The following is an 18297-nucleotide window of genomic DNA, read 5'->3' on the forward strand; positions in this document are numbered from 1 at the left end:
AACGTCGCCGCCTGGGGGGCCGGGGGGGCCCCCCCCCCCCCCCCCCGGCGGGGGGGGGGGGGGCGGGGGGGGGGGGGCCCCCCCCGGGGGGGGCCCCCCCCCCCCCCCCCCGGGGGGGGGGGGGGGGGCCCCGGGGCCCCCGCGCCTCCCGTCCGTGTGTGGTGACGTCTACGCGACCGCGGCCTGCGCCTGCACCTGCCGCTGCACCCGGCCCAGCATCCCGACCATGCCGCGGATCCGCAGCGGGCTGACCGCCTCGCTCAGCCCGATCGTCAGCGGGTAGTCCGCCGGCACGGCGAGCACCTGCTCGGCGGTCAGGCCGGACAGCCCCTGCGCGAGGATCGACGCGAAGCCCCGCGTGGTCGGTGCCTCGCGCGGCGCCGTGGCGTGCATCCGGACGATGCCGGGCGCGTCGCCGTCCGCACCCACGGTGACCGTGATGAAGACGGGGGACTGGCACTCCTCGACGCGTTCGAGCTCGTCCTCGTGCCCCTGCAGGCGCTCTGGAAGCGCCGGGAGCTCGTTCGAGAACTCGAGGAGCAGCTGCAGGCGGTCCTGCTGGGAGAGTTCGAGGAAGTCGTCGCGGATCTCGGCGAGGGACTGGGGGAGTGCGTCGGTCATCGGTCGGTGATCGTACCCGGTTCGGTGCCGACGGCGATCGGGACGCGGACCGCGCTGCCCCACTCGGTCCACGAGCCGTCGTAGTTGCGGACGTTCTCGTACCCGAGCAGGTGCTGCAGGACGAACCAGGTGTGGCTCGACCGCTCGCCGATGCGGCAGTAGGCGATGACCTCGTCCGCGTCGCCGATGCCGGCGCCGTCGCGGTAGATCGCGTCGAGCTCCTCGCGGGTCTTGAAGGTGCCGTCCGGTGCTGCGGCGGTGGCCCACGGGATGTTCACGGCGGTGGGGACGTGGCCGGCGCGGAGGGCGCCCTCCTCCGGGTAGTCCGGCGCGGTGGTGCGGTCGCCGGCGTACTCCGGGGCGCTGCGGACGTCGATCAGCGGCTTGCCGAGGTGGGCGAGCACGTCGTCCTTGTAGGCGCGGATCTCGGTGTCGATCCGGTCGACGACGGGGTACTCGACCGGCGTCACCACGGTCTGGTCGGTCGTGAGCGCACGGTCCTCGGCGATCCACTTCGCCCGGCCGCCGTCGAGGAGACGGACGTCCTCGTGGCCGAACAGCGAGAAGACCCAGAGGGCGTATGCGGCCCACCAGTTGTTCTTGTCGCCGTAGATGACGACGGTGGTCTCGCGGCCGATGCCCTTGCTGCCGAGCAGTTCGGCGAAGGCCTCGCCGTCGATGTAGTCGCGGAGCACCGGGTCGTTGAGGTCGGTGTGCCAGTCGATCTTCACGGCACCGGGGACGTGGCCCGTCTCGTAGAGCAGGACGTCCTCGTCGGACTCGACGACGACCAGGTCCGGGGTGCCGGCGTCCAACTGCTCCTGCAGCCACTCGGTGGAGACGAGCCGCTCCGGGTGGGCGTAGGCGGTGAACTTCTCGGACGTGTCGACCGGTGCGGTCATGGTGGGCTACCTCCAGGTGGTGATCCGGCACCGGACTAGGATCGGTCGTCGGTGCCTGTGGGCAACGGTACGCGGGCGTGCCGTGCTCCTGACGCAACGTGACACCCCACGACATGCTTCCCGAAGGACTGCCCCGATTGTCAGCGAACACCGCGCCTGAACACCTCGTCGACCGCGACCCGCAGGTGACCCCGCAGCAGATGGCTGCGTCGCTGGTCCCGCCGCCCCAGTTCGCCGACGCGTCGTTCGCCTCCTACCGACCCGACGCGGAGTACCCGTCGCAGGCGGCGGTCCGCGACGCGGTGGAGGCCTTCGTCTCCGCCGGTCCCGCCGACCAGCCTCGCCGGGGGCTGTTCGGTCGCCGGAAGCCCGTGGCGGAGTCGACCGCGAAGTCCGGCGTCTACCTCGACGGCGGGTTCGGCGTCGGCAAGACCCACCTGCTCGCCGCCGCCTACCACGCCGCCACTGGTCGGAAGACGTTCGGCACCTTCATCGAGTACACGGCGCTCGTCGGGGCTCTCGGGTTCCAGGGGACGGTCGACCTGCTGCGCGGGACGGCGCTGGTGTGCATCGACGAGTTCGAGCTCGACGACCCCGGTGACACGATGGTGATGACGCGCCTCATCAAGGAGCTCGCCGAGACCGGCACGCGGTTCGCCGCCACCTCGAACACGCCGCCGGGTGCCCTCGGCGAGGGGCGCTTCGCGGCCCAGGACTTCCTGCGCGAGATCCAGGCGATGTCCGACCGGTTCGACACCATGCGCATCGACGGGCTCGACTTCCGCCGGCGCGCGATCGACGAGTCGGCGGGCGTCGTGGCCGACGTTGCCGCGGGACTCCCCAGCGGACGCGTCACGCTCGACGACTTCCGTGCGGTGGTCGGGCACCTCGCGTCCGTGCACCCGTCGAAGTACGTCGCGATGGTCGAGGACCTCGACGCCGTCGGCCTCACCGACGTGCAGCCCTTCACCGACCAGACCGATGCGCTCCGGTGGGTCGCGCTGGTGGACCGGCTGTACGACGCGCAGGTCCGGATCGTGGCCTCGGGCACCCCGCTCGACCAGGTGTACCCGGAGTCGATGCTCGACGGTGGGTACCGCAAGAAGTACCTGCGTGCGGCGAGCCGCGTCGTGGCGCTGACCCGCGCCGTGGACTGAGCCGCCTGCCGGTCGCGAGCGGGCGCTGCCCCGCTGCGCCGCGCCTCCAGGCCCCGTTCCGCGACGGCTGTCGGACACCGTCCGGACGGACCGGGAGAACTCGTGGCCCCCGTCCAGGGGACTGCCCGGGGGACGAAACACGACGTTTACACACCGGGCCGTCGCGTTACATCCGCGAAACACTTCGTGCTCCCTCGTGAAACCTCGCCTCGCCAGACTCGGTGACACCCGACGCGGACCAAGAGCCGCTGGTGCAATCGAGAGGTGAACAGATGCTTGATCAGGGCAACACGACGTTCGTGTTGGTCATGGCGGCGCTGGTGTTGTTCATGACACCCGGCCTGGCCTTCTTCTACGGCGGTCTGGTGAAGGCCAAGTCCGTCATCAGCATGATGATGATGTCCTTCGGGGCGATTGCGCTCGTGAGCGTCCTCTGGGTCGTCTACGGCTACGCCATCGCCTTCGCGAACCACGGTGACGGCACGGCGGTGTCCGGCGTCGTCGGCTTCTTCAGCATCGACTGGAACCAGATCGGCCTCGGGCAGGCGTTCGAGGAGGCCAAGGCCTCGACGATCAACGCCGCGTACCCCTCGATGGCGTTCGTCGGCTTCCAGGCGACCTTCGCGATCATCACGGTCGCCCTGATCTCCGGTGCGATCGCCGACCGTGCCAAGTTCGGCGCGTGGATGGTCTTCGCCGGCGTCTGGGTCACGGTCGTCTACTTCCCGGTCGCCTCGTGGGTCTTCAACCTCACGTCCGGCTGGGCAGCGACTTGGGGCGTCATCGACTTCGCCGGTGGCACCGCGGTCCACATCAACGCCGGCGCCGCGGGTCTGGCCCTCGCGCTCGTCCTCGGCAAGCGCGTCGGCTTCGCCAAGGGTGCGCACAAGCCGCACAACCCGCCCTTCGTCCTCCTCGGTGCCGCGATCCTGTGGTTCGGCTGGTTCGGCTTCAACGCCGGTTCCGAGGGCGCCGCGGATGGCATCGCCGCGATCGCCTGGGTCAACACCCTCGCCGCCCCGGCCGCCGCGATCCTCGGTTGGCTGCTCGTCGAGAAGCTCAAGGACGGCAAGGCCACCTCGATCGGTGCCGCGTCGGGCGCCGTCACCGGCCTCGTCGCCATCACCCCGGCATGTGCCAACCTGACCCCGGGCTGGGGCATCCTGCTCGGCTTCATCGCGGGCATCATCTGCTGCTTCGCGATCGACTGGAAGTACCGTCTCGGCTTCGACGACTCGCTCGACGTCGTCGGCGTCCACCTGGTCGGCGGCATCGTCGGCACGCTGTACCTCGGCTTTTTCGCCAACGACACCGGCCTGATCTACTCGGGCTCGTTCACGCAGCTCGGCAAGCAGGCCGCCGCTGCCGGCGCCGTCGGTGTCTACTCGTTCGTCCTCGCCTTCGTCATCGGCTGGATCATCGAGAAGACGATGGGCTTCCGTGTGAAGACCGAGGACGAGGTCGCCGGCATCGACACCGCGGTCCACGGCGAGGAGGGCTACGTCCTCTACGAGGAGCGCGACGAGACCCCGGTCTCCGTCCGGTAGCTCGCTGCCACACCGGCACGACGGGCCCCGCGCACACAGCAGCGCGGGGCCCGTCGTCGTGGGCGGGGGTGCGGGGCGCGCGTGGCGCGGCGGCGCGCGCGGCGCGCGGCTTGGGGACTCCGTGCGACATTGTCGACGTCGTACGACATCGACGATGTCGCACGCCCGCGACCGCAACAGCCCGCGGGCGCAACGAACGACGACTCCGCGGTCGTACGACATCGACGATGTCGTACCGGGACGGCAACGGCCGCCGGGCGCGCGGCGCGACGGCGGGCGCGCGGCCGGCGGCGTGCCGACGCCCCGCGTCCGGCAGAGTGGAGCCATGACGACGACGTCGAACACGCTCACGAACCTCCGCGAGGTCGGGGGACCCGGCCTCCCGCACGGCCGCCGGCGCACGGTGTACCGGGCGAACACCGACCGGGTCGCCCCCGCCGCGTACCCGGCGGGCCTCGCCGCCGTGGTCGACCTGCGCCGCGTGGACGAGACGGACGCGGTGCCGCACCCGCTCGCCGCCACGCCCGCCTACCGATCCGTGCCGCTCTTCGACCCGGCCTCGGCGATCGAATCCGCCGCCGAGGCCGTCGACCTCGAGGACCAGTACACCGACTGGCTCGACCGGCACCACTCCGGCATCGCCGCGGCGCTGCGGATGATCGCCACCGCGGACGGCGACGTGCTCGTCTGCTGCGCCGCCGGCAAGGACCGGACCGGCATCGTGAGCGCGCTGCTCGCCCGGCACTGGGGTGCCGACCTCGACGCCGTCGGTGCCGACTACGCGGCCAGCGCCGCCGGGCTCGTCGAGCGCTTCGCCGCCGAGCGCGCCGCGAGCACGGACCCCGTGGCGACGGCGATCGGCCACCGCTGCGTCCCGGAGATCATGACGACGGTCATCGAGCGCGTCGAGCGGCGGTGGGGCTCGGTGGACGGGTACCTCCGCAGCATCGGGCTGCGGGACGAGGAGATCGCCGCGCTCTGACCGGTGGCTGCGCGCGCGACGCGGGTCCGGCTCTGGACGTGCGGACGGACGGGAGGCGCGGTGCGGGTCGGACCCGGACCGCGCCTCCCGTCATGGGTCGCGTCAGCGACGTGGTGGCGTCAGCGCGTCACCAGGCGTAGTCCTCCGGCGAGGTCTTGTGCCCCGGGAAGATCTCGTCGAGCCGGTCGAGTGCACGCTGGTCGAGGCGGATGTCGACGGCGCGGACCGCGGACTCCCACTGCTCCATGGTGCGCGGGCCGGTGATGGGCGCCGTGACGCCGGGCTGGTGCAGGAGCCACGCCAGGGCGAGCTCGCCCGGGGTGTGCCCGAGCTCCTTCGCGAACGACTCGTAGGCGGTGAGCTGGTCGCGGTGGCCCTCGACGTACTCGGCACTGCGGCCCGAGAGGCGACGCGAGCCGTTCTCGGTCTTCTCGATGACGCCACCGAGGAGGCCGCCCTGCAGCGGCGACCACGGGATCACGCCGAGGCCGTACTCACGGGCGGCCGGGAGGACCTCGCGCTCGATGTCGCGGACGACGAGGTTGTAGATCGACTGCTCGCTCACGAGGCCGAGGGTGTTCCGGCGCGCGGCGGCCTCCTGGGCCTGGGCGATGTGCCACCCGGCGAAGTTCGACGAGCCGACGTAGAGCACCTTGCCCTGCTGCACGGCGACGTCGATCGCCTGCCAGATCTCATCCCACGGGGTCGCGCGGTCGACGTGGTGGAACTGGTAGAGGTCGATGTGGTCCGTCTGGAGGCGCTGCAGGCTCGCGTCGAGGGCCTGGCGGATGTTGTACGCGCTGAGCTTCCCGCCGTTCGGCCAGTCGATCATGTCGCCGTAGACCTTCGTGGCGAGGACGGTCTTCTCACGCCGCCCGCCCCCCTTGGCGAACCAGCGGCCGATGATCTCCTCGGTGGCGCCCTTGCCCACCGAGCCGCCGTAGCCGTTGGCGGTGTCGAAGAAGTTGACGCCGAGCTCGTGGGCCCGGTCCATGATGGCGTGCGAGTCGTCCTCGCTGGTCTCCGGGCCGAAGTTCATGGTCCCGAGCACGGCTCGTGAGACCGACAACCCTGTGCGGCCGAGGTGTGTGTAGTCCATGGTCCAGGTCTACGCGGTCCCGCTCCCCGCAGGCAGGCCCTGTGGGTACCCGCCTCGGAGGGTGCGCTCCATGCCGCGCCGGGCATGAGCGGGTCGGGCAGGGGAGTAGCGTGCGGTCTCGTGAACACCCCAGCACTCCGTGGCAGCCGGATCCTCGGGTTCGGCCACCACCAGCCAGCACGCATCCTGACCAACGACGAGCTCTCGACCATGGTCGACACGAACGACGAGTGGATCCGCACGAGGACCGGGATCGAGACCCGGCACATCGCCGGACCGTCGGACACCGTGACCTCCATGGCGATCGAGGCAGCGCGGAACGCCCTCGCCGACGCCGGCGTCGCGCCCTCCGACGTCGGACTGGTCATCGTCGCGTCCACCACCCACCGCGACCGAGCGCCCTACACCGCCGGTCGGGTCGCCGCGGCGCTCGGCCTGTCGCCCGCCGCGGCGCCCATCGACATCAACACCGCCTGCAGCGGCTTCGAGTACGGCGTCGCGCTGGCCGACCAGGCGATCCGGGTCGAGTCGACGGACATCGCGGTCGTCGTCGGCTCGGAGGTGCTGTCCGGCATCGTCGACTGGACCGACCGATCCACGTGCGTGCTCGTCGGGGACGGTGCCGGCGCCGCCGTGCTCGGCGTGTCCGACGACGCCCAGATCGGCCCGGTGTCGTGGGGGAGCGTGCCGCACCTCGAGGAGGCCGTGCTCGTCTCCGGCGACCCCGAGCGCTTCAGCCAGGAGGGTCGCTCCATCTACCGCTGGGCCATCACCGAGGCCGCCGACCACGCCCGGGCAGCCGTCGCGGCTGCGGGGCTCACGATGGACGACATCGAGGTGTTCGCGTTCCACCAGGCGAACCTGCGGATCATCGAGCCGCTCGTGCACGCCCTCGGCGGGGAGTCGAAGTTCGTGGTGCGGGACGTCGTCGAGTCGGGCAACACATCGGCGGCGAGCGTGCCGCTCGGGCTGTCGAAGGCGTGGGCCCGAGGGGACCTCCCCGAGGGGGTGCCGGCGCTGCTCTTCGGGTTCGGGGGCGGGTTCGCGCACGCTGGGCAGGTGGTGACGACGCCGGTGCGGGGGCGCTGAGGAGGGCTTGCGCTGGGACGGACGGGAGGCGCGGTGCCGGCTGGCACCGCGCCTCCTGTCGGTCTGTCGGTTACGTCCAGCCGGTGGGTGCGCCCGTCAGTCGCCGGTGCGGTCCGGGGTGTCGGCCCAGAGGTCCTCGCGACCCTTCCGGCGACCGATCGCCCGCCGTTCCTTCGGCGCCTTGGCCTGCTTGGGTTCCTTGGTCGGTTTCGGTTCCTTGGCCGACTTCGGTTCCAGCACGATCGGGAACTGCGCCGGGGGCAGCCCGAACCCCGTCCGCGAGGCCTGGATCACCTTCCGCCCGAGCGCGTGGTTCCCGAGGCCACCGACCGCCGCGCCGATCCCGAACGGGAGGGCCCGACCGACGATCGTCGTGCCCTGCCGGGCGGCGAAGCGCTTGATGAACTGGTCGCGCACCTGTCCGCCGATGCCGTTCACGACCTGCTTCGGGAGGGACGACGTCACCATCTCGCCCCAGAACGCGGTGCGGACCTGTCCACCGGCGATCTGGCCCGCGAGCTGGTTGATGAGCTGGGTGCCCGGCGAGCCGAGGATCATCGCCATCACGAGCATGCGGGCGCGCTCGGGGTCGTCGAGCGCGATGCCGTGCACCTCGGTCACGGACTGCGCGAACAGGGCCGTGGTCTCGAGGAAGCCCACGGTCTCGGCGCCGCTCAACCCGAGGGCTGCCGCCATGCCGACGCCCGGGATCACCGCGCTCGCGCCGACGGCCGCACCGCCCGTGGTCACCGCCGCGAGGTACTGTCGCTCGAGGATCTGGATGATCTCGGCCGGGGTCGAGTCGGGGTGCCGACGGCGGAGTGCCCGCACGTGGGCCACCACGACGGGGCGTTGCACGCTCAGTACCCGGTCGAGCATCTTGACCCAGCCGGCCGGCTGGGTCTGCTCGGGGGTGCGCGCGTTCGGGTCGGTGGGGGTGGAGGCCACAGGCGCTGCCGGCAAGGGCACGATCGCCTGGTCCTTCTGCTCTCGGGCCATGGGGACGACGGTACGCCGGACGCATGGGAGGCTCGTCGGATGACCCCTGCACACGCACTCGATGCAGCACGGCGCGCTGCCGGATTCCTGACGCCGGACGAGGTCGCGGCACTGGCGCCGGACGTGCTCGTCCTGGGCCCGGCGTCCGTGCTGGTCGGTCGTTCGGTGGTCATCGAGCCGGGCGTCGTGGTGTACCCGGGTGCCGTCCTCGAGAGCCGGAGGACCGGGGCAGTCGTCGTCCGCGCGGGGGCGCGGTTGGGGCCGGGGCCGGTGACGGTCCTCGCCGACGGGGCGCGCGTCGAGATCGGTCGGGCGGAGATCGGGCCCGGTCCGGTCACGGTCGTCGCGGTCGGTGCGGCCTCGTCCGGTTCCGGGAGTGCCGACGTGGAGATCGGCGCGGGTGCACGGCTGTCCGGTGGCTGTCTCGTCGAGGGACCGGCGAGGATCGGTGCCGGCGCGCAGGTGATCGGGACGGTTGCGGTCCGTGACGTCGTCCTCAGCGCCGGGGCCGACCGCCACGACCCGGACCCCGACCGGCGCGGCGCGGTGGTCAAAGGTACGGGGCGGATCCACGGCGTCCGCCTCGGAGCGGGCGACGTGGTCGTCGGCCGTGCCGCGGTCTCCGATGTCGAGCGCCAGCTGGCCCACCACCCGGACGCTCCGCGGTTCACCGGCACGTGATCCCCGCCCGTCGGAGCTTCGCCCGGACCCGCTCGGGATCCATCAGGTCCGCCCAGGTCAGCCGGACGACGGCGCGGACCTCGGGGAAGGAGCGCACGAAGTCCTCGCGCTGCTTCTCCTGCCAGTGGGCGTCGGCGGTGGTGGAGCCGCCCAGCATCGCCGGGTCCTCGTACTTCCCCCGGCCGTCCACCTCGACCACCACGCCGGCCTCGGGGAACCAGAAGTCGACGATCGCCGTGCGTTCCCCGGGCCGTCGGAACACGTACTGCTGCACGGGCTGCGGGACGCCGAGCTGCCGGAACCGGACCCGGCACACCGACTCCGCCGGCGACCCCGACAGCCCCGACCCCATCCCGATCGCGACCGCCGCCTTGTCGTGACCCTTCTCGCTGCGTGCGCACGCTTCCTCGTGCAGCATCTCAAGCAGGACCCGTCGCTCGAGCAGCGCGGCGTCGATCATCGGAAGACTCTCGACGAGCGGGAGCACCACCGCGACGTCCACCAGCGTCCGGACCAGCGCGGCGGTGGCGATGCCCTCGAAGTCGACCGGCGACGTCGGTGGCAGGCCGTCCCACCTCGAGCTGGTGGGAGCCCGCAGCGGTGCACTGTGCACTCGGAGCAGGGCGGTCGTCTCGCTGCGCTCACGTCGTGGATCCGTGACCTCGACCTTGCCCGGCGGTGGGCTGATGAACGGCAGACCGTGCACGGCAGCAGCCGAGCGGTGCGAGAGTTCGACCGGTGGACGGATGGCCTGCGAGCTGGCGCGGACGAGCAGGAGGTGTCGGTCCTCCGGGCGGAGGTCGGCGACATCGTCGGGGCGTGCGAGGACACCGGGCCGGATCGCGACGAACTCGCCGCGGTGGACCTTCCGTTGGAGTGCGCGTCGTTCTGCGCTCGGGTGTCCGCCGGTGCGGACGAGTGGGACGGCGAGGACGCGTTCGTGCATGCCTCCACGATGCTGCCCGCAACGCGACCACCTGGCGGCGCGGAGCCGATCTGTGGACGGTGAGCCGCGCCTCCAGGGCTGTGGAGGGTGAGCACGTGCGCAAGGTGCGACAACGTCGATGTCGCACGACGGCGATGTTGTCGCAATCGGGCGCGCGCAACTGTTGCGTCCGCGCGGTAGCGACGTTTCCGATGTCGTACGACGTCGACGATGTCGTTCCGAGTCCGCAGCGAAACACGCGCGGAACCCGGGCCGCGGCCGCCAGCGCTCCGCCGCTCAGCGCGCGGCGAGCTCCGCGCGCAGCGGCAGGTCCTGCTCCTCGAGGATGAGCTGCGCCCCGACCGACGTCCGAGCGTTCACGACGATCGGCGCGAGCAGGTTCACCGTGGTCCCGCCGTCGGCGCCGCCCGGGTTCGCGACGACGAGCAGCATCGCGTCCTCGGGCGCGGTCAGCCCGAGCCCGGCAGCCTGCTCGTCCGTGAGCTCCGGCGCGTACGACGGCAGGTGCACCGCGGCGTCGAGCACGAACAAGCGCGAGGAACCCCCGACGAGGGTGAACAGGCCTTCGGCGCCGTCCACGGGCGTCAGGGTGAAGACGGGGGCGGGCGCCAGGCCGAAGGGCGGGACGGCGAAGGTCAGGTCGATGCTCATCGGAGGTAGTCCATCAGGGTCGGCTGCAGGACCTTCGCGGTGACGGCGAGGGCTGCCTGGTAGTTGGTCTGCTGCACCTGCAGGTCGAGGACGGCCTTCGCGAGGTCCTTGTCCTCGATGCCGGCGCGCCGGTTCTCGAGCGACACGGTCGCGCTCTTCAGGGAGTCCTGCGCGGAGAGGGCCGCGGCGTGCCGGACGCCGACGTCGGCCTGGATGCCGCGCACGGTGCTGATCGCGGCGTCGACGTCGTTGATGCGGGGGTTCACGTTCACGCCGTTCTCCAGGTCGCCGACGATCGAGTCGATCACGGCGAAGACGGACGAGTTCCCCGAGCCGAACACCGCGGTACCGGCGGTGTCGACCCGCACGGTTGTGCCGTCGCCGATGCGTCGGGTGACGTCGGTGCCGGAGGACGCCCACCCGGTCGCCGGGTCGTACGCGGTGGCGGCGGTGGACGATCCGGCGAACACCGATCGCGTGCCGTAGGTCGTGTTCGCCCGGGACTCGAGCTCGGACTTGAGGGACTGGAACTGCGTGATGAACGCGTCGCGGTCGGTGTCGCTCATGGTGCCGCTGTTCGCCGCCTGCACGGTGAGGTCCCGCACGTTGTTGAGCACGGAGTACACGCTCGACAGGGCGCTGTCGGTCGTGGCGAGCCAGCCGGCCGCGTCGTTCGCGTTGCGCGTGTACTGCGCGGCGGCCGCCTGCTCCTTGCGCACCTGCATCGACGAGGCGGTCCCGACGGGATCGTCGGACGGCCGCTGGATGTTCTTCAGCGTCGTCGCCTGGTCGGTGAGCTGCGCGAGCTTCGCGGCGCCGGCCTGCAGCCTGGCGCTCGCGGCCGTCATCGACATCTGGGTGGTCACACGGGTGATCACGGTCAGCCCCTCCCGACGAGTCCGACGCGGTTGATGATGGTGTCGAGCATCTCGTCGACGGCGGTCAGGACCCGCGCGGCGCCCTGGTACGCGTGCTGGTAGCTCAGCAGGTTGACGTTCTCCTCGTCGAGGTCCACACCGGCGCTCGACTGCTGCTGGGTGCGCGCGTTGGTCAGCGCGAGTCCGGTGAGCGTCGATTCCGACGCGGCGGACCTGGAGGCGCTGCCCACCCCCGCCACGAACGTCGCCCAGGAGCGGTCGGCACCGTCGGAGGCCGCGCCGAGTCGCGAGAGCGCGTCGGTGAACGAGTCGTCGAGTTCCCCCGCCGCGTTCCGCGTCGCCAGGCCGCTGCCGTCGGTCGGGACGACCGAGAGGCCCTGGGCAGCCGGGACGTCGGCCGTGAGGGAGAAGAACGGGGTCCCGGTGGCACCGGTCGGGGTCGTCCCCGTGGCGTGCACGGCGTTGACCGCGGTGGCGAGCTTCGTCGCGACCTGGTCGTACGACGCGGACGCCTCGGCGAGGGCTCCGCCGGTGCCGTTCGCCGTCGCCGGGGCGAGCAGTGAGAGGTTCCCGCCGATCGAGCCGCCGGACAGGGCGACCGCGCCGGCCGTGCCCGAGGTCCAGGTGAGGGTGACCGCGGCGCCGTCGGCCATGCGCTGCCCGCCGCCGAGCGCCACGGAGCGGGCGTCGGTGCCCTGCACGATCGCGTTGCCGCCGATGAGGACGTCGACGGTGCCGTCGGTGTTCTGCCGGACGGTGCCGCCGGCCAGCGAGGCGATCTGCTGGGTGAGCTGGTCGCGCTGGTCCAGCAGCTCGTTCGCGTTCCCGCCGGACGCCAGCGCGGTGCGGATCCGGCCGTTCAGGTCGGCGACCTGGGACGCGGCGTCGTTGAGCTGCTGCACCTGGCCGTCGACGGTGCCGCGGACGCTCGTCCACTGTGCGTCGATCGCCTTCGAGCCGCTGGCGAGCGCGCTGGCGACGGTCTTCGCGGCGCCGATGACGGCGCTGGCGGCACCGGGATCGTCGGGGTGGCTGGAGAGCTCGCTCCACGAGGACCAGAACGCATCGAGCTTGCTGGCGAGCCCGTCGTCACCGGGTTCGTTCAGCCCGTTCTCGAGCGTGGCGAGTGCGGTGGCGCGGGCGTCGGCGTAGGCCGAGGAGCCGGAAGCCACCCGCACGCCGGCGTCGAGCGTGAGGGACGCCAGGCGGGCGATGCCGTCGACGGACACGCCCTGGCCCGCGAGCGCTGCGGTCCCGCGCATGAACCCGGTCTGGGCGGCGGGGATCGAGGACTGCGAGACGCGCTGGCGGGTGTACCCGGCGGTGCCGGCGTTGGCGATGTTCTGCCCGGTGACGTCGATGCCGGCGCGGGCCGCGGCGAGGCCGGAGTAGGCGGTGGCGAGGGAGCCGAAGGTGCTGACCACGGTGCTACAGAGTCCCCTCGAAGAGTCGTGCGCCGTCCGTGCCCGTACCCGAGGTACCACTGGCGTCGTAGGTGGCGGCACCGGTGACGGACCCGGCGAGCGTCTCCTCGGTCGCCTGCGCGGCGGCACGGAGGAAGCGGTCGTTCTCGTCGCGGAGCGCCCCGATCTGCGTGGTGAGCTCCACCATCGCGGTGAGGTGGGCGGCGAGGATCTCGCCCCAGGGGCCGTTCGGCGCAGCGGCGACGACCTCGCGCAGGGGAGCGTCGGCGGCGACGCCCCACTCCTCGGCGACCTCGGCACTCGACGCGGCGCGCTCGAGACCGGTGCTGCGGAGGCGCTCGAGGACCTGCTCGACCTCGCGGCTGGCGTGCGAGACCCAGCGGGAGCGACCGGCCGCGAGGAGCAGCTGTTCCTCCTCGAGCTTGAAGGTGAGCAGCTCGAGCAGTTCGCGTTCGCGCCAGAGCACGGCGGACAGTTCGTTCACGCTCATCAGCTCCTCCCGGTGGGGTGTGTCGGTCATCCTGCGGACACCGGGACCTATCGGGTCGCGGATGCCGGGCGTAAGCACCGACCGGGCGAGTGCGTCTGCCGGACACGAGCCGCGCCTCCTGGCAAGCACCCCATCGGGGGACAAGAACGCGCGTTCCCGAGCCGGGGTCCCCCCAAATGCCGACCGGGAGAACGCCCCCTCACCCCCGCTTTGGGGACGGTTGTGCCGCTCCTCAGGGCTTTGCCAGCCGATACATTCGAATCGCACCGCGGGGGACACCCCGCACCGCGTCGCAGGGACGCACGGTGCACCACCCGGAGGGACCCGGGTGGGTCTTCGGCGTACGCACCGGCCATCCGAGGCCGGCGTCTGCCGCGCCCACGGACGGGTCAGGCATGTCAGGCGACCAGGGGATCAGCATGGACCGGAACGACCGCAACGCGATGATCGTGGAGCACCTCCCGCTCGTGGGCTACATCGTCGCCGACGTGCGGGCGCGTGCCACGCACCTCGACCGTGACGACCTCGCCGCCGTCGGGTCGCTGGCCCTCGTCGCTGCGGCCGAGGCCTTCGACCCCGACCTCGGCGTCCCCTTCGGCGCGTACGCCCGCACCCGCATCACCGGGGCGATCGCCGACGACATGCGCTCCGCCGACTGGGCATCCCGCGGCACCCGGAAGCGGATCCGCGAGACCCTGGCGACGCAGGAGGCGCTGTCGGCCCGGCTCGGGCGGAGCGTCGGCGTGCAGGAGATCGCGGACGCGATGGGCGTCGACCGCCAGACCGCCGCCGACGCCATGAGCGACGCGGCCCGGACCGTCTCGCCGATCGACGAGACCGTGCACGACACCCTCGCCGCGGACCTGCCGCTGCCGGGTGAGGACCTGCTCGAGGCCGAGAAGCGCCGCTACCTCCGTGCCGCCGTCGAGGCGCTGCCGGAGCGGATGCGCTTCGTGGTCGAGAACGTGTACTTCGGCGACCGGTCGGTGACCGAGGTCGCCGCCGAGCTCGGGATCACCCACTCCGCCGTGTCGCAGCAGCGCTCCGAGGCGATGCGCCTGCTCCGCGACGGACTCGCCGCGCACTACGGGGACGACGGCGTCACCGTGGAGCCGGCCTCGAAGACCACCGCCGCGCGCCGCAGTGCGTACCTGGCACGGGTCGCCGCCAACGCCGCGGCCGGCGTGGCGCGGGCCGTGCAGGACGCCACGACGGCCACGACCGCCCCCGTCGTCGCGGTGAGCTAGCCCTCGGCGGTCTCGTCGCACGACGAATTCCGCCGATTCCCTAACGGCTCCGGCCAACCGGTCGAGAGTCACCCCTGTCAGCCCACGGACGGGCAGACGTACGACCCAGATTTCACGGAGGAAACCACCATGGGTATGTCCATCAACACCAACCTCTCGGCACTCAACACGTACCGGAACCTGAACTCGACGCAGAACGACCTGTCGAAGTCCCTCGAGAAGCTCTCGTCGGGTCTCCGCATCAACCGTGCTGCCGACGACGCGGCCGGTCTGTCGATCTCCGAGGGGCTGAAGTCCCAGGTCGGTGGCCTCACGGTCGCCGCCCGCAACGCACAGGACGGCATCTCCGTCGTGCAGACCGCTGAAGGTGGCCTCACCGAGACCCACTCGATCCTCCAGCGCATGCGCGACCTCGCCGTGCAGGCCGGCAACGACTCGAACAACGCGGACTCCCGCACGGCGATCTCCACCGAGGTCGGCGAGCTGTCCAAGGAGCTCACCCGCATCTCCCAGTCGACCAACTTCAACGGCATCAACCTGCTCGACGGCTCCGCCGGCACCGCAGGCGTCCTGAAGTTCCAGGTCGGCGCCAACGGCGACGCGGCGAGCCAGATCGACGTCGACCTGTCGGGCGCGAACGTCTCGACCGTGGCGACCGCCGTCACCGGTCTCGACTTCACGACCGCCACCGGTGCGCAGACCGCGATCACCACGATCGACGCGCAGATCAAGAGCGTGTCGACGGCACGTTCGAACATCGGTGCCATCCAGAACCGCTTCGACCACGCCATCAACGTGACGAACGTGGCCAAGGAGAACCTCACCGCTGCCGGTTCGCGCATCACCGACGTCGACATGGCGGAGGAGATGGTCAAGTACACGCGCGACAACATCCTCAGCCAGGCCGGCACCTCGATGCTCGCGCAGGCGAACCAGAGCACGCAGGGTGTGCTCTCGCTCCTGCGCTAGCAGCGCTGACGCCGCCGTCCGGGATCGTTCAGGTACCCCGGGCGGCGGCGTCACCCGCACCCTTTCCCCTCGTAGCGGCAGGAGCCATCGATGTCGTCCGTGTCATCGGCGAGCAGTCTCGCGATCGACGGTCTCGTCAGCGGTCTCAAGACCACCGACCTCATCAACTCGCTGATGAGCGTCGAGGGGGTCCCGCAGACGCTCCTCAAGAACAAGCTCACCAGCACCAACTCGTTCATCTCGTCACTGCAGACGATCAACGGGCTCGTGCAGACCCTCGCGACGAAGGCGAAGGACGCGTCGAAGGCGACCTCGCTCGACCTCTTCACGGCCACGAGTTCGTCGCCGGGCGTCACCGCGGTCACCGGGGCGAACGCCAGCGCCGGGTCGCTGAGCTTCACGGTCGGGTCCACCGCGTCGGCCCAGGTCGGCGTCACCGCGGCGATGGCGACGTGGTCCTCCGCAGCCGAGCCGATCACGCTCGTCGGCGCCGACGGCACGAAGACGACCGTCACACCGGCCTCCGGGTCCCTCGACGACACCGTGTCCGCGATCAACAAGTCGGGCGCCGGTGTCACGGCGACGCGGGTCGCTGCCGGGACCGACGCCGACGGCACGAAGCTCTACCGCCTGCAGCTCACCTCGGCGAAGACCGGGGCAGCCGGCGCGTTCCAGGTGTACCGCGGCACGGCCGACGACGTCACCGCCGGCACCGCGACGAACGTCCTCACCCAGGTCGGTGCCGCGGTCGTCACGCAGGCGAAGGACGCCAGCGTGACCCTGTGGGCCGGTACCGCGGCGGCGCAGACGGTGACGAGCACGACGAACACCTTCACCGACCTCGTCCCCGGGGTCAGCGTCACGGTGACGCAGCCCACCACCGACCCGGTGACGCTGACCATCGCGCAGGACACCACGAAGGCGCAGACCGTCGCGTCCGGCCTCGTCGATGCGATGAACGCCGTGGCCGCGTACTACAGCTCGAACACCGCCGTCACGAGCACGACGAGCCCGACGACCGGCACCACGACGACGACGGCCGGCGTGCTCTCGGGCGACGGCACCACGCGTGACGTCGTCCAGCGGCTCGCGAGCACGATGTCCGCGCCGGTGGGCGGCAAGTCCCCGTCGTCGATCGGGATCTCGATCACGAAGGACGGCGACTTCACCTTCGACGCCGACGTCTTCCAGAAGGCCCTCGCGACCGATCCGGAGGGCACGCAGGCGATGCTCTCGGGCGTCGCGGCGAACGTCGGCGCCGCTGCCACCTCGGCCTCCGACAAGTACGACGGGTCCATCACCACCGCGATCACCGGACAGCAGGCCGTCGCGAAGGACCTCAACACCCAGATCGACAGCTGGACCGACCGGCTCACCTCGCGTCGCGCAGCGTTGCAGACGATGTACGCGAGCCTCGAGACCAGCCTCAGCAAGCTCCAGTCCCAGTCCAGCTGGCTCGCGAGCCAGCTGGCGTCGACGACGAGCTGACAGGAACACCGATGAACGCCTTCGACCTCCAGTCCGCCGCCTTCCGACAGGCCGCGCAGCCCCGCACCGTCACGGACCAGCGCCGTGCCCAGTACACGAACGAAGCCGTGCTCTCGGCGACGCCGGCGCAGCTCGTCACGATGCTCTACGACCGGCTGCTCCTCGACCTGCACCGCGCCGAGGCCGCACAGACGACCGCCGACTGGGACGCGGCCCGCGAGCAGCTCCTGCACGCGCAGGCCATCGTCGGCGAGCTGTCCTCGACGCTGAAGATCGACGTGTGGGACGGCGGCGAGGGACTGCTGGCGATCTACAACTACGCGTCGACGTCGCTCATCACCGCGAACGTGCACCGGGACGTCCAGGCCACCCGCGACTGCATCCGGATCCTCGAGCCGCTGCGGCAGTCGTGGCACGAGGCCGCCGCGTCGATCCCGGCGGCGACCGCGGTGCAGCACCCGACCGGCGGGGCACTCGGTGTCGCCTGACGCGGAACGCCGTGCCGCGTGGGAGGCCGTGCTCGAGGTGCTCGAAGCCGACCTGACGGCGGGCGGCGACGTGCGGTGGTCCGAGCCGACCGGGCTGGGGCCGGTGCCGCGGGAGCTGGTGGGGCGTGCCTCCCGGCTGCTCGCCGCGCAGCGGGACCGGATCGCTGCGCTCGAGGGGGACCGTCGGGCGACGCTCGACCACCTCGGGGCGCTCCGTGCGGTGGACGCGACGCGGGAGCCGCGCGGTTCGGTGTACCTCGACGCGTCCGCCTGACGCGGGGCCGGGCGCGGGCGCGGGCGGGGGGCCGCGGCGCGGGCTGGCGGTGAGACGGAACGACATTGTCGACGTCGTACGACATCGACGTTGTCGCTCCTGCGCGGCCGCGACATCGCGCGCGTACAACGATCGACACTCCCGACGTCGTACGACATCGACGTTGTCGTACCGAGTCCCCGACCGCAGCCCGCGCCGCCGCGCGCCCCGCCTCGACCGCGCCGCCCGACACCCCCCCCGCCCCCCGTTCGGGGCGACCCCTAACGCGCCCCGCGGCCCGGCCGACAGCGCCCCCTGAGCACGGATCGCTCACCAGTTCGGCCACGGATCGGCCACCGCCATCAGGCGACGTCACCAGGGGACGT

The 18297-nt window shown here is 71.8% G+C and carries 19 protein-coding genes; 10 read left to right on the forward strand and 9 right to left on the reverse strand.

The genetic code is table 11. The features are described from left to right. Nucleotides 1–168: 168 nt before the first annotated feature. Together J2X60_RS10640 and J2X60_RS10645 are read right to left on the reverse strand one after the other, a co-directional pair. The gene (locus J2X60_RS10640) at nt 169–621 is read right to left on the reverse strand and encodes a SufE family protein (protein ID WP_071295259.1); all 453 of its coding nucleotides are present in this window, start codon (nt 619–621) and stop codon (nt 169–171) included. Then, a complete protein-coding gene (locus J2X60_RS10645) occupies nt 618–1523 on the reverse strand; it encodes a sulfurtransferase (protein ID WP_309779454.1) in 906 nt (301 codons plus the stop codon). Before J2X60_RS10645 ends, J2X60_RS10640 begins: the two co-directional genes overlap by 4 nt. A gap of 113 nt (nt 1524–1636) precedes the next feature. On the opposite strand from J2X60_RS10645, the gene zapE reads away from it, so the two are divergent. The 3 genes from zapE to J2X60_RS10660 all read left to right on the forward strand — a co-directional run bounded on the left by zapE (nt 1637) and on the right by J2X60_RS10660 (nt 5209). Continuing rightward, nucleotides 1637–2680 carry a cell division protein ZapE gene (gene zapE / locus J2X60_RS10650; protein ID WP_396127787.1) on the forward strand — a complete coding sequence of 348 codons (1044 nt, stop codon included), beginning with the start codon at nt 1637–1639 and terminating at the stop codon, nt 2678–2680. 272 nt (nt 2681–2952) lie between these two features. Then, nucleotides 2953–4227 carry an ammonium transporter gene (locus J2X60_RS10655; RefSeq protein ID WP_309887343.1) on the forward strand — a complete coding sequence of 425 codons (1275 nt, stop codon included), beginning with the start codon at nt 2953–2955 and terminating at the stop codon, nt 4225–4227. Nucleotides 4228–4552: 325 nt separating this feature from the next. Further along, nucleotides 4553–5209 carry a tyrosine-protein phosphatase gene (locus J2X60_RS10660; RefSeq protein WP_309887344.1) on the forward strand — a complete coding sequence of 219 codons (657 nt, stop codon included), beginning with the start codon at nt 4553–4555 and terminating at the stop codon, nt 5207–5209. A gap of 127 nt (nt 5210–5336) precedes the next feature. On the opposite strand, the gene J2X60_RS10665 is transcribed toward J2X60_RS10660, so the two are convergent. After that, nucleotides 5337–6308 (reverse strand): aldo/keto reductase, encoded by a 972-nt coding sequence (locus J2X60_RS10665; protein ID WP_071295380.1) that lies wholly within the window; start codon nt 6306–6308, stop codon nt 5337–5339. Between the two features lie 120 nt (nt 6309–6428). Here J2X60_RS10665 and J2X60_RS10670 point away from each other — a divergent pair, with 120 nt between their 5' ends. Beyond that, nucleotides 6429–7397, forward strand: a complete 969-nt coding sequence (locus J2X60_RS10670) for a beta-ketoacyl-ACP synthase 3 (RefSeq protein ID WP_309887345.1) — start codon at nt 6429–6431, stop codon at nt 7395–7397. Between the two features lie 96 nt (nt 7398–7493). Here the strand turns inward: J2X60_RS10670 and J2X60_RS10675 are convergent, their stop codons facing one another. Next, on the reverse strand, nt 7494–8396 hold the full coding sequence (locus J2X60_RS10675) for a hypothetical protein (protein WP_309887346.1): 903 nt from the start codon (nt 8394–8396) through the stop codon (nt 7494–7496). Between the two features lie 39 nt (nt 8397–8435). On the opposite strand from J2X60_RS10675, the gene J2X60_RS10680 reads away from it, so the two are divergent. Beyond that, entirely contained in the window at nt 8436–9077 is a 642-nt protein-coding gene (locus J2X60_RS10680) for a hypothetical protein (protein WP_309887347.1), read from the forward strand. On the opposite strand, the gene J2X60_RS10685 is transcribed toward J2X60_RS10680, so the two are convergent. The 5 genes from J2X60_RS10685 to J2X60_RS10705 all read right to left on the reverse strand — a co-directional run bounded on the left by J2X60_RS10685 (nt 9064) and on the right by J2X60_RS10705 (nt 13466). Continuing rightward, nucleotides 9064–10023 (reverse strand): hypothetical protein, encoded by a 960-nt coding sequence (locus tag J2X60_RS10685; protein WP_309887348.1) that lies wholly within the window; start codon nt 10021–10023, stop codon nt 9064–9066. The genes J2X60_RS10680 and J2X60_RS10685 overlap by 14 nt on opposite strands. 276 nt (nt 10024–10299) lie before the next feature. Then, nucleotides 10300–10674 carry a flagellar assembly protein FliW gene (fliW, locus tag J2X60_RS10690; protein ID WP_071295376.1) on the reverse strand — a complete coding sequence of 125 codons (375 nt, stop codon included), beginning with the start codon at nt 10672–10674 and terminating at the stop codon, nt 10300–10302. Next, on the reverse strand, nt 10671–11552 hold the full coding sequence (flgL, locus tag J2X60_RS10695; protein WP_309887349.1) for a flagellar hook-associated protein FlgL: 882 nt from the start codon (nt 11550–11552) through the stop codon (nt 10671–10673). The genes fliW and flgL overlap by 4 nt, the downstream gene beginning before the upstream one ends. Nucleotides 11553–11554: 2 nt before the next feature. Further along, on the reverse strand, nt 11555–12976 hold the full coding sequence (gene flgK / locus J2X60_RS10700; protein ID WP_309887350.1) for a flagellar hook-associated protein FlgK: 1422 nt from the start codon (nt 12974–12976) through the stop codon (nt 11555–11557). Nucleotides 12977–12980: 4 nt separating this feature from the next. Next, a complete protein-coding gene (locus tag J2X60_RS10705; protein WP_070419569.1) occupies nt 12981–13466 on the reverse strand; it encodes a flagellar protein FlgN in 486 nt (161 codons plus the stop codon). A gap of 395 nt (nt 13467–13861) precedes the next feature. On the opposite strand from J2X60_RS10705, the gene J2X60_RS10710 reads away from it, so the two are divergent. The 5 genes from J2X60_RS10710 (at nt 13862) to J2X60_RS10730 (ending at nt 17932) form a co-directional block, all read left to right on the forward strand. Beyond that, the gene (locus J2X60_RS10710) at nt 13862–14713 is read left to right on the forward strand and encodes a sigma-70 family RNA polymerase sigma factor (protein WP_309779464.1); all 852 of its coding nucleotides are present in this window, start codon (nt 13862–13864) and stop codon (nt 14711–14713) included. 129 nt (nt 14714–14842) lie between these two features. Beyond that, on the forward strand, nt 14843–15682 hold the full coding sequence (locus J2X60_RS10715) for a flagellin (RefSeq protein WP_071295373.1): 840 nt from the start codon (nt 14843–14845) through the stop codon (nt 15680–15682). Nucleotides 15683–15772: 90 nt separating this feature from the next. Next, a complete protein-coding gene (gene fliD, locus J2X60_RS10720; RefSeq protein ID WP_309887351.1) occupies nt 15773–17170 on the forward strand; it encodes a flagellar filament capping protein FliD in 1398 nt (465 codons plus the stop codon). Nucleotides 17171–17181: 11 nt separating this feature from the next. After that, the gene (fliS, locus tag J2X60_RS10725; protein WP_083295338.1) at nt 17182–17658 is read left to right on the forward strand and encodes a flagellar export chaperone FliS; all 477 of its coding nucleotides are present in this window, start codon (nt 17182–17184) and stop codon (nt 17656–17658) included. Then, nucleotides 17648–17932, forward strand: a complete 285-nt coding sequence (locus J2X60_RS10730; protein ID WP_309779466.1) for a hypothetical protein — start codon at nt 17648–17650, stop codon at nt 17930–17932. The genes fliS and J2X60_RS10730 overlap by 11 nt, the downstream gene beginning before the upstream one ends. Nucleotides 17933–18297: the final 365 nt, after the last annotated feature.

It is taken from the genome of Curtobacterium sp. 320 (assembly GCF_031455235.1).
Classification (GTDB): domain Bacteria; phylum Actinomycetota; class Actinomycetes; order Actinomycetales; family Microbacteriaceae; genus Curtobacterium.

What these genes read in the sequence shown, in the direction of transcription:
- J2X60_RS10715 (WP_071295373.1), top strand. Translation starts at nt 14,843, where the DNA reads ATGGGTATGTCCATCAACACCAACCTCTCGGCACTCAACACGTACCGG.
- J2X60_RS10645 (WP_309779454.1), bottom strand. Translation starts at nt 1,523, where the DNA reads ATGACCGCACCGGTCGACACGTCCGAGAAGTTCACCGCCTACGCCCAC.
- J2X60_RS10665 (WP_071295380.1), bottom strand. Translation starts at nt 6,308, where the DNA reads ATGGACTACACACACCTCGGCCGCACAGGGTTGTCGGTCTCACGAGCC.
- fliW (WP_071295376.1), bottom strand. Translation starts at nt 10,674, where the DNA reads ATGAGCATCGACCTGACCTTCGCCGTCCCGCCCTTCGGCCTGGCGCCC.
- J2X60_RS10660 (WP_309887344.1), top strand. Translation starts at nt 4,553, where the DNA reads ATGACGACGACGTCGAACACGCTCACGAACCTCCGCGAGGTCGGGGGA.
- zapE (WP_396127787.1), top strand. Translation starts at nt 1,637, where the DNA reads ATGCTTCCCGAAGGACTGCCCCGATTGTCAGCGAACACCGCGCCTGAA.
- J2X60_RS10640 (WP_071295259.1), bottom strand. Translation starts at nt 621, where the DNA reads ATGACCGACGCACTCCCCCAGTCCCTCGCCGAGATCCGCGACGACTTC.
- J2X60_RS10710 (WP_309779464.1), top strand. Translation starts at nt 13,862, where the DNA reads ATGTCAGGCGACCAGGGGATCAGCATGGACCGGAACGACCGCAACGCG.
- J2X60_RS10680 (WP_309887347.1), top strand. Translation starts at nt 8,436, where the DNA reads ATGACCCCTGCACACGCACTCGATGCAGCACGGCGCGCTGCCGGATTC.
- fliD (WP_309887351.1), top strand. Translation starts at nt 15,773, where the DNA reads ATGTCGTCCGTGTCATCGGCGAGCAGTCTCGCGATCGACGGTCTCGTC.
- J2X60_RS10655 (WP_309887343.1), top strand. Translation starts at nt 2,953, where the DNA reads ATGCTTGATCAGGGCAACACGACGTTCGTGTTGGTCATGGCGGCGCTG.
- J2X60_RS10705 (WP_070419569.1), bottom strand. Translation starts at nt 13,466, where the DNA reads ATGAGCGTGAACGAACTGTCCGCCGTGCTCTGGCGCGAACGCGAACTG.
- J2X60_RS10675 (WP_309887346.1), bottom strand. Translation starts at nt 8,396, where the DNA reads ATGGCCCGAGAGCAGAAGGACCAGGCGATCGTGCCCTTGCCGGCAGCG.
- fliS (WP_083295338.1), top strand. Translation starts at nt 17,182, where the DNA reads ATGAACGCCTTCGACCTCCAGTCCGCCGCCTTCCGACAGGCCGCGCAG.
- J2X60_RS10685 (WP_309887348.1), bottom strand. Translation starts at nt 10,023, where the DNA reads ATGCACGAACGCGTCCTCGCCGTCCCACTCGTCCGCACCGGCGGACAC.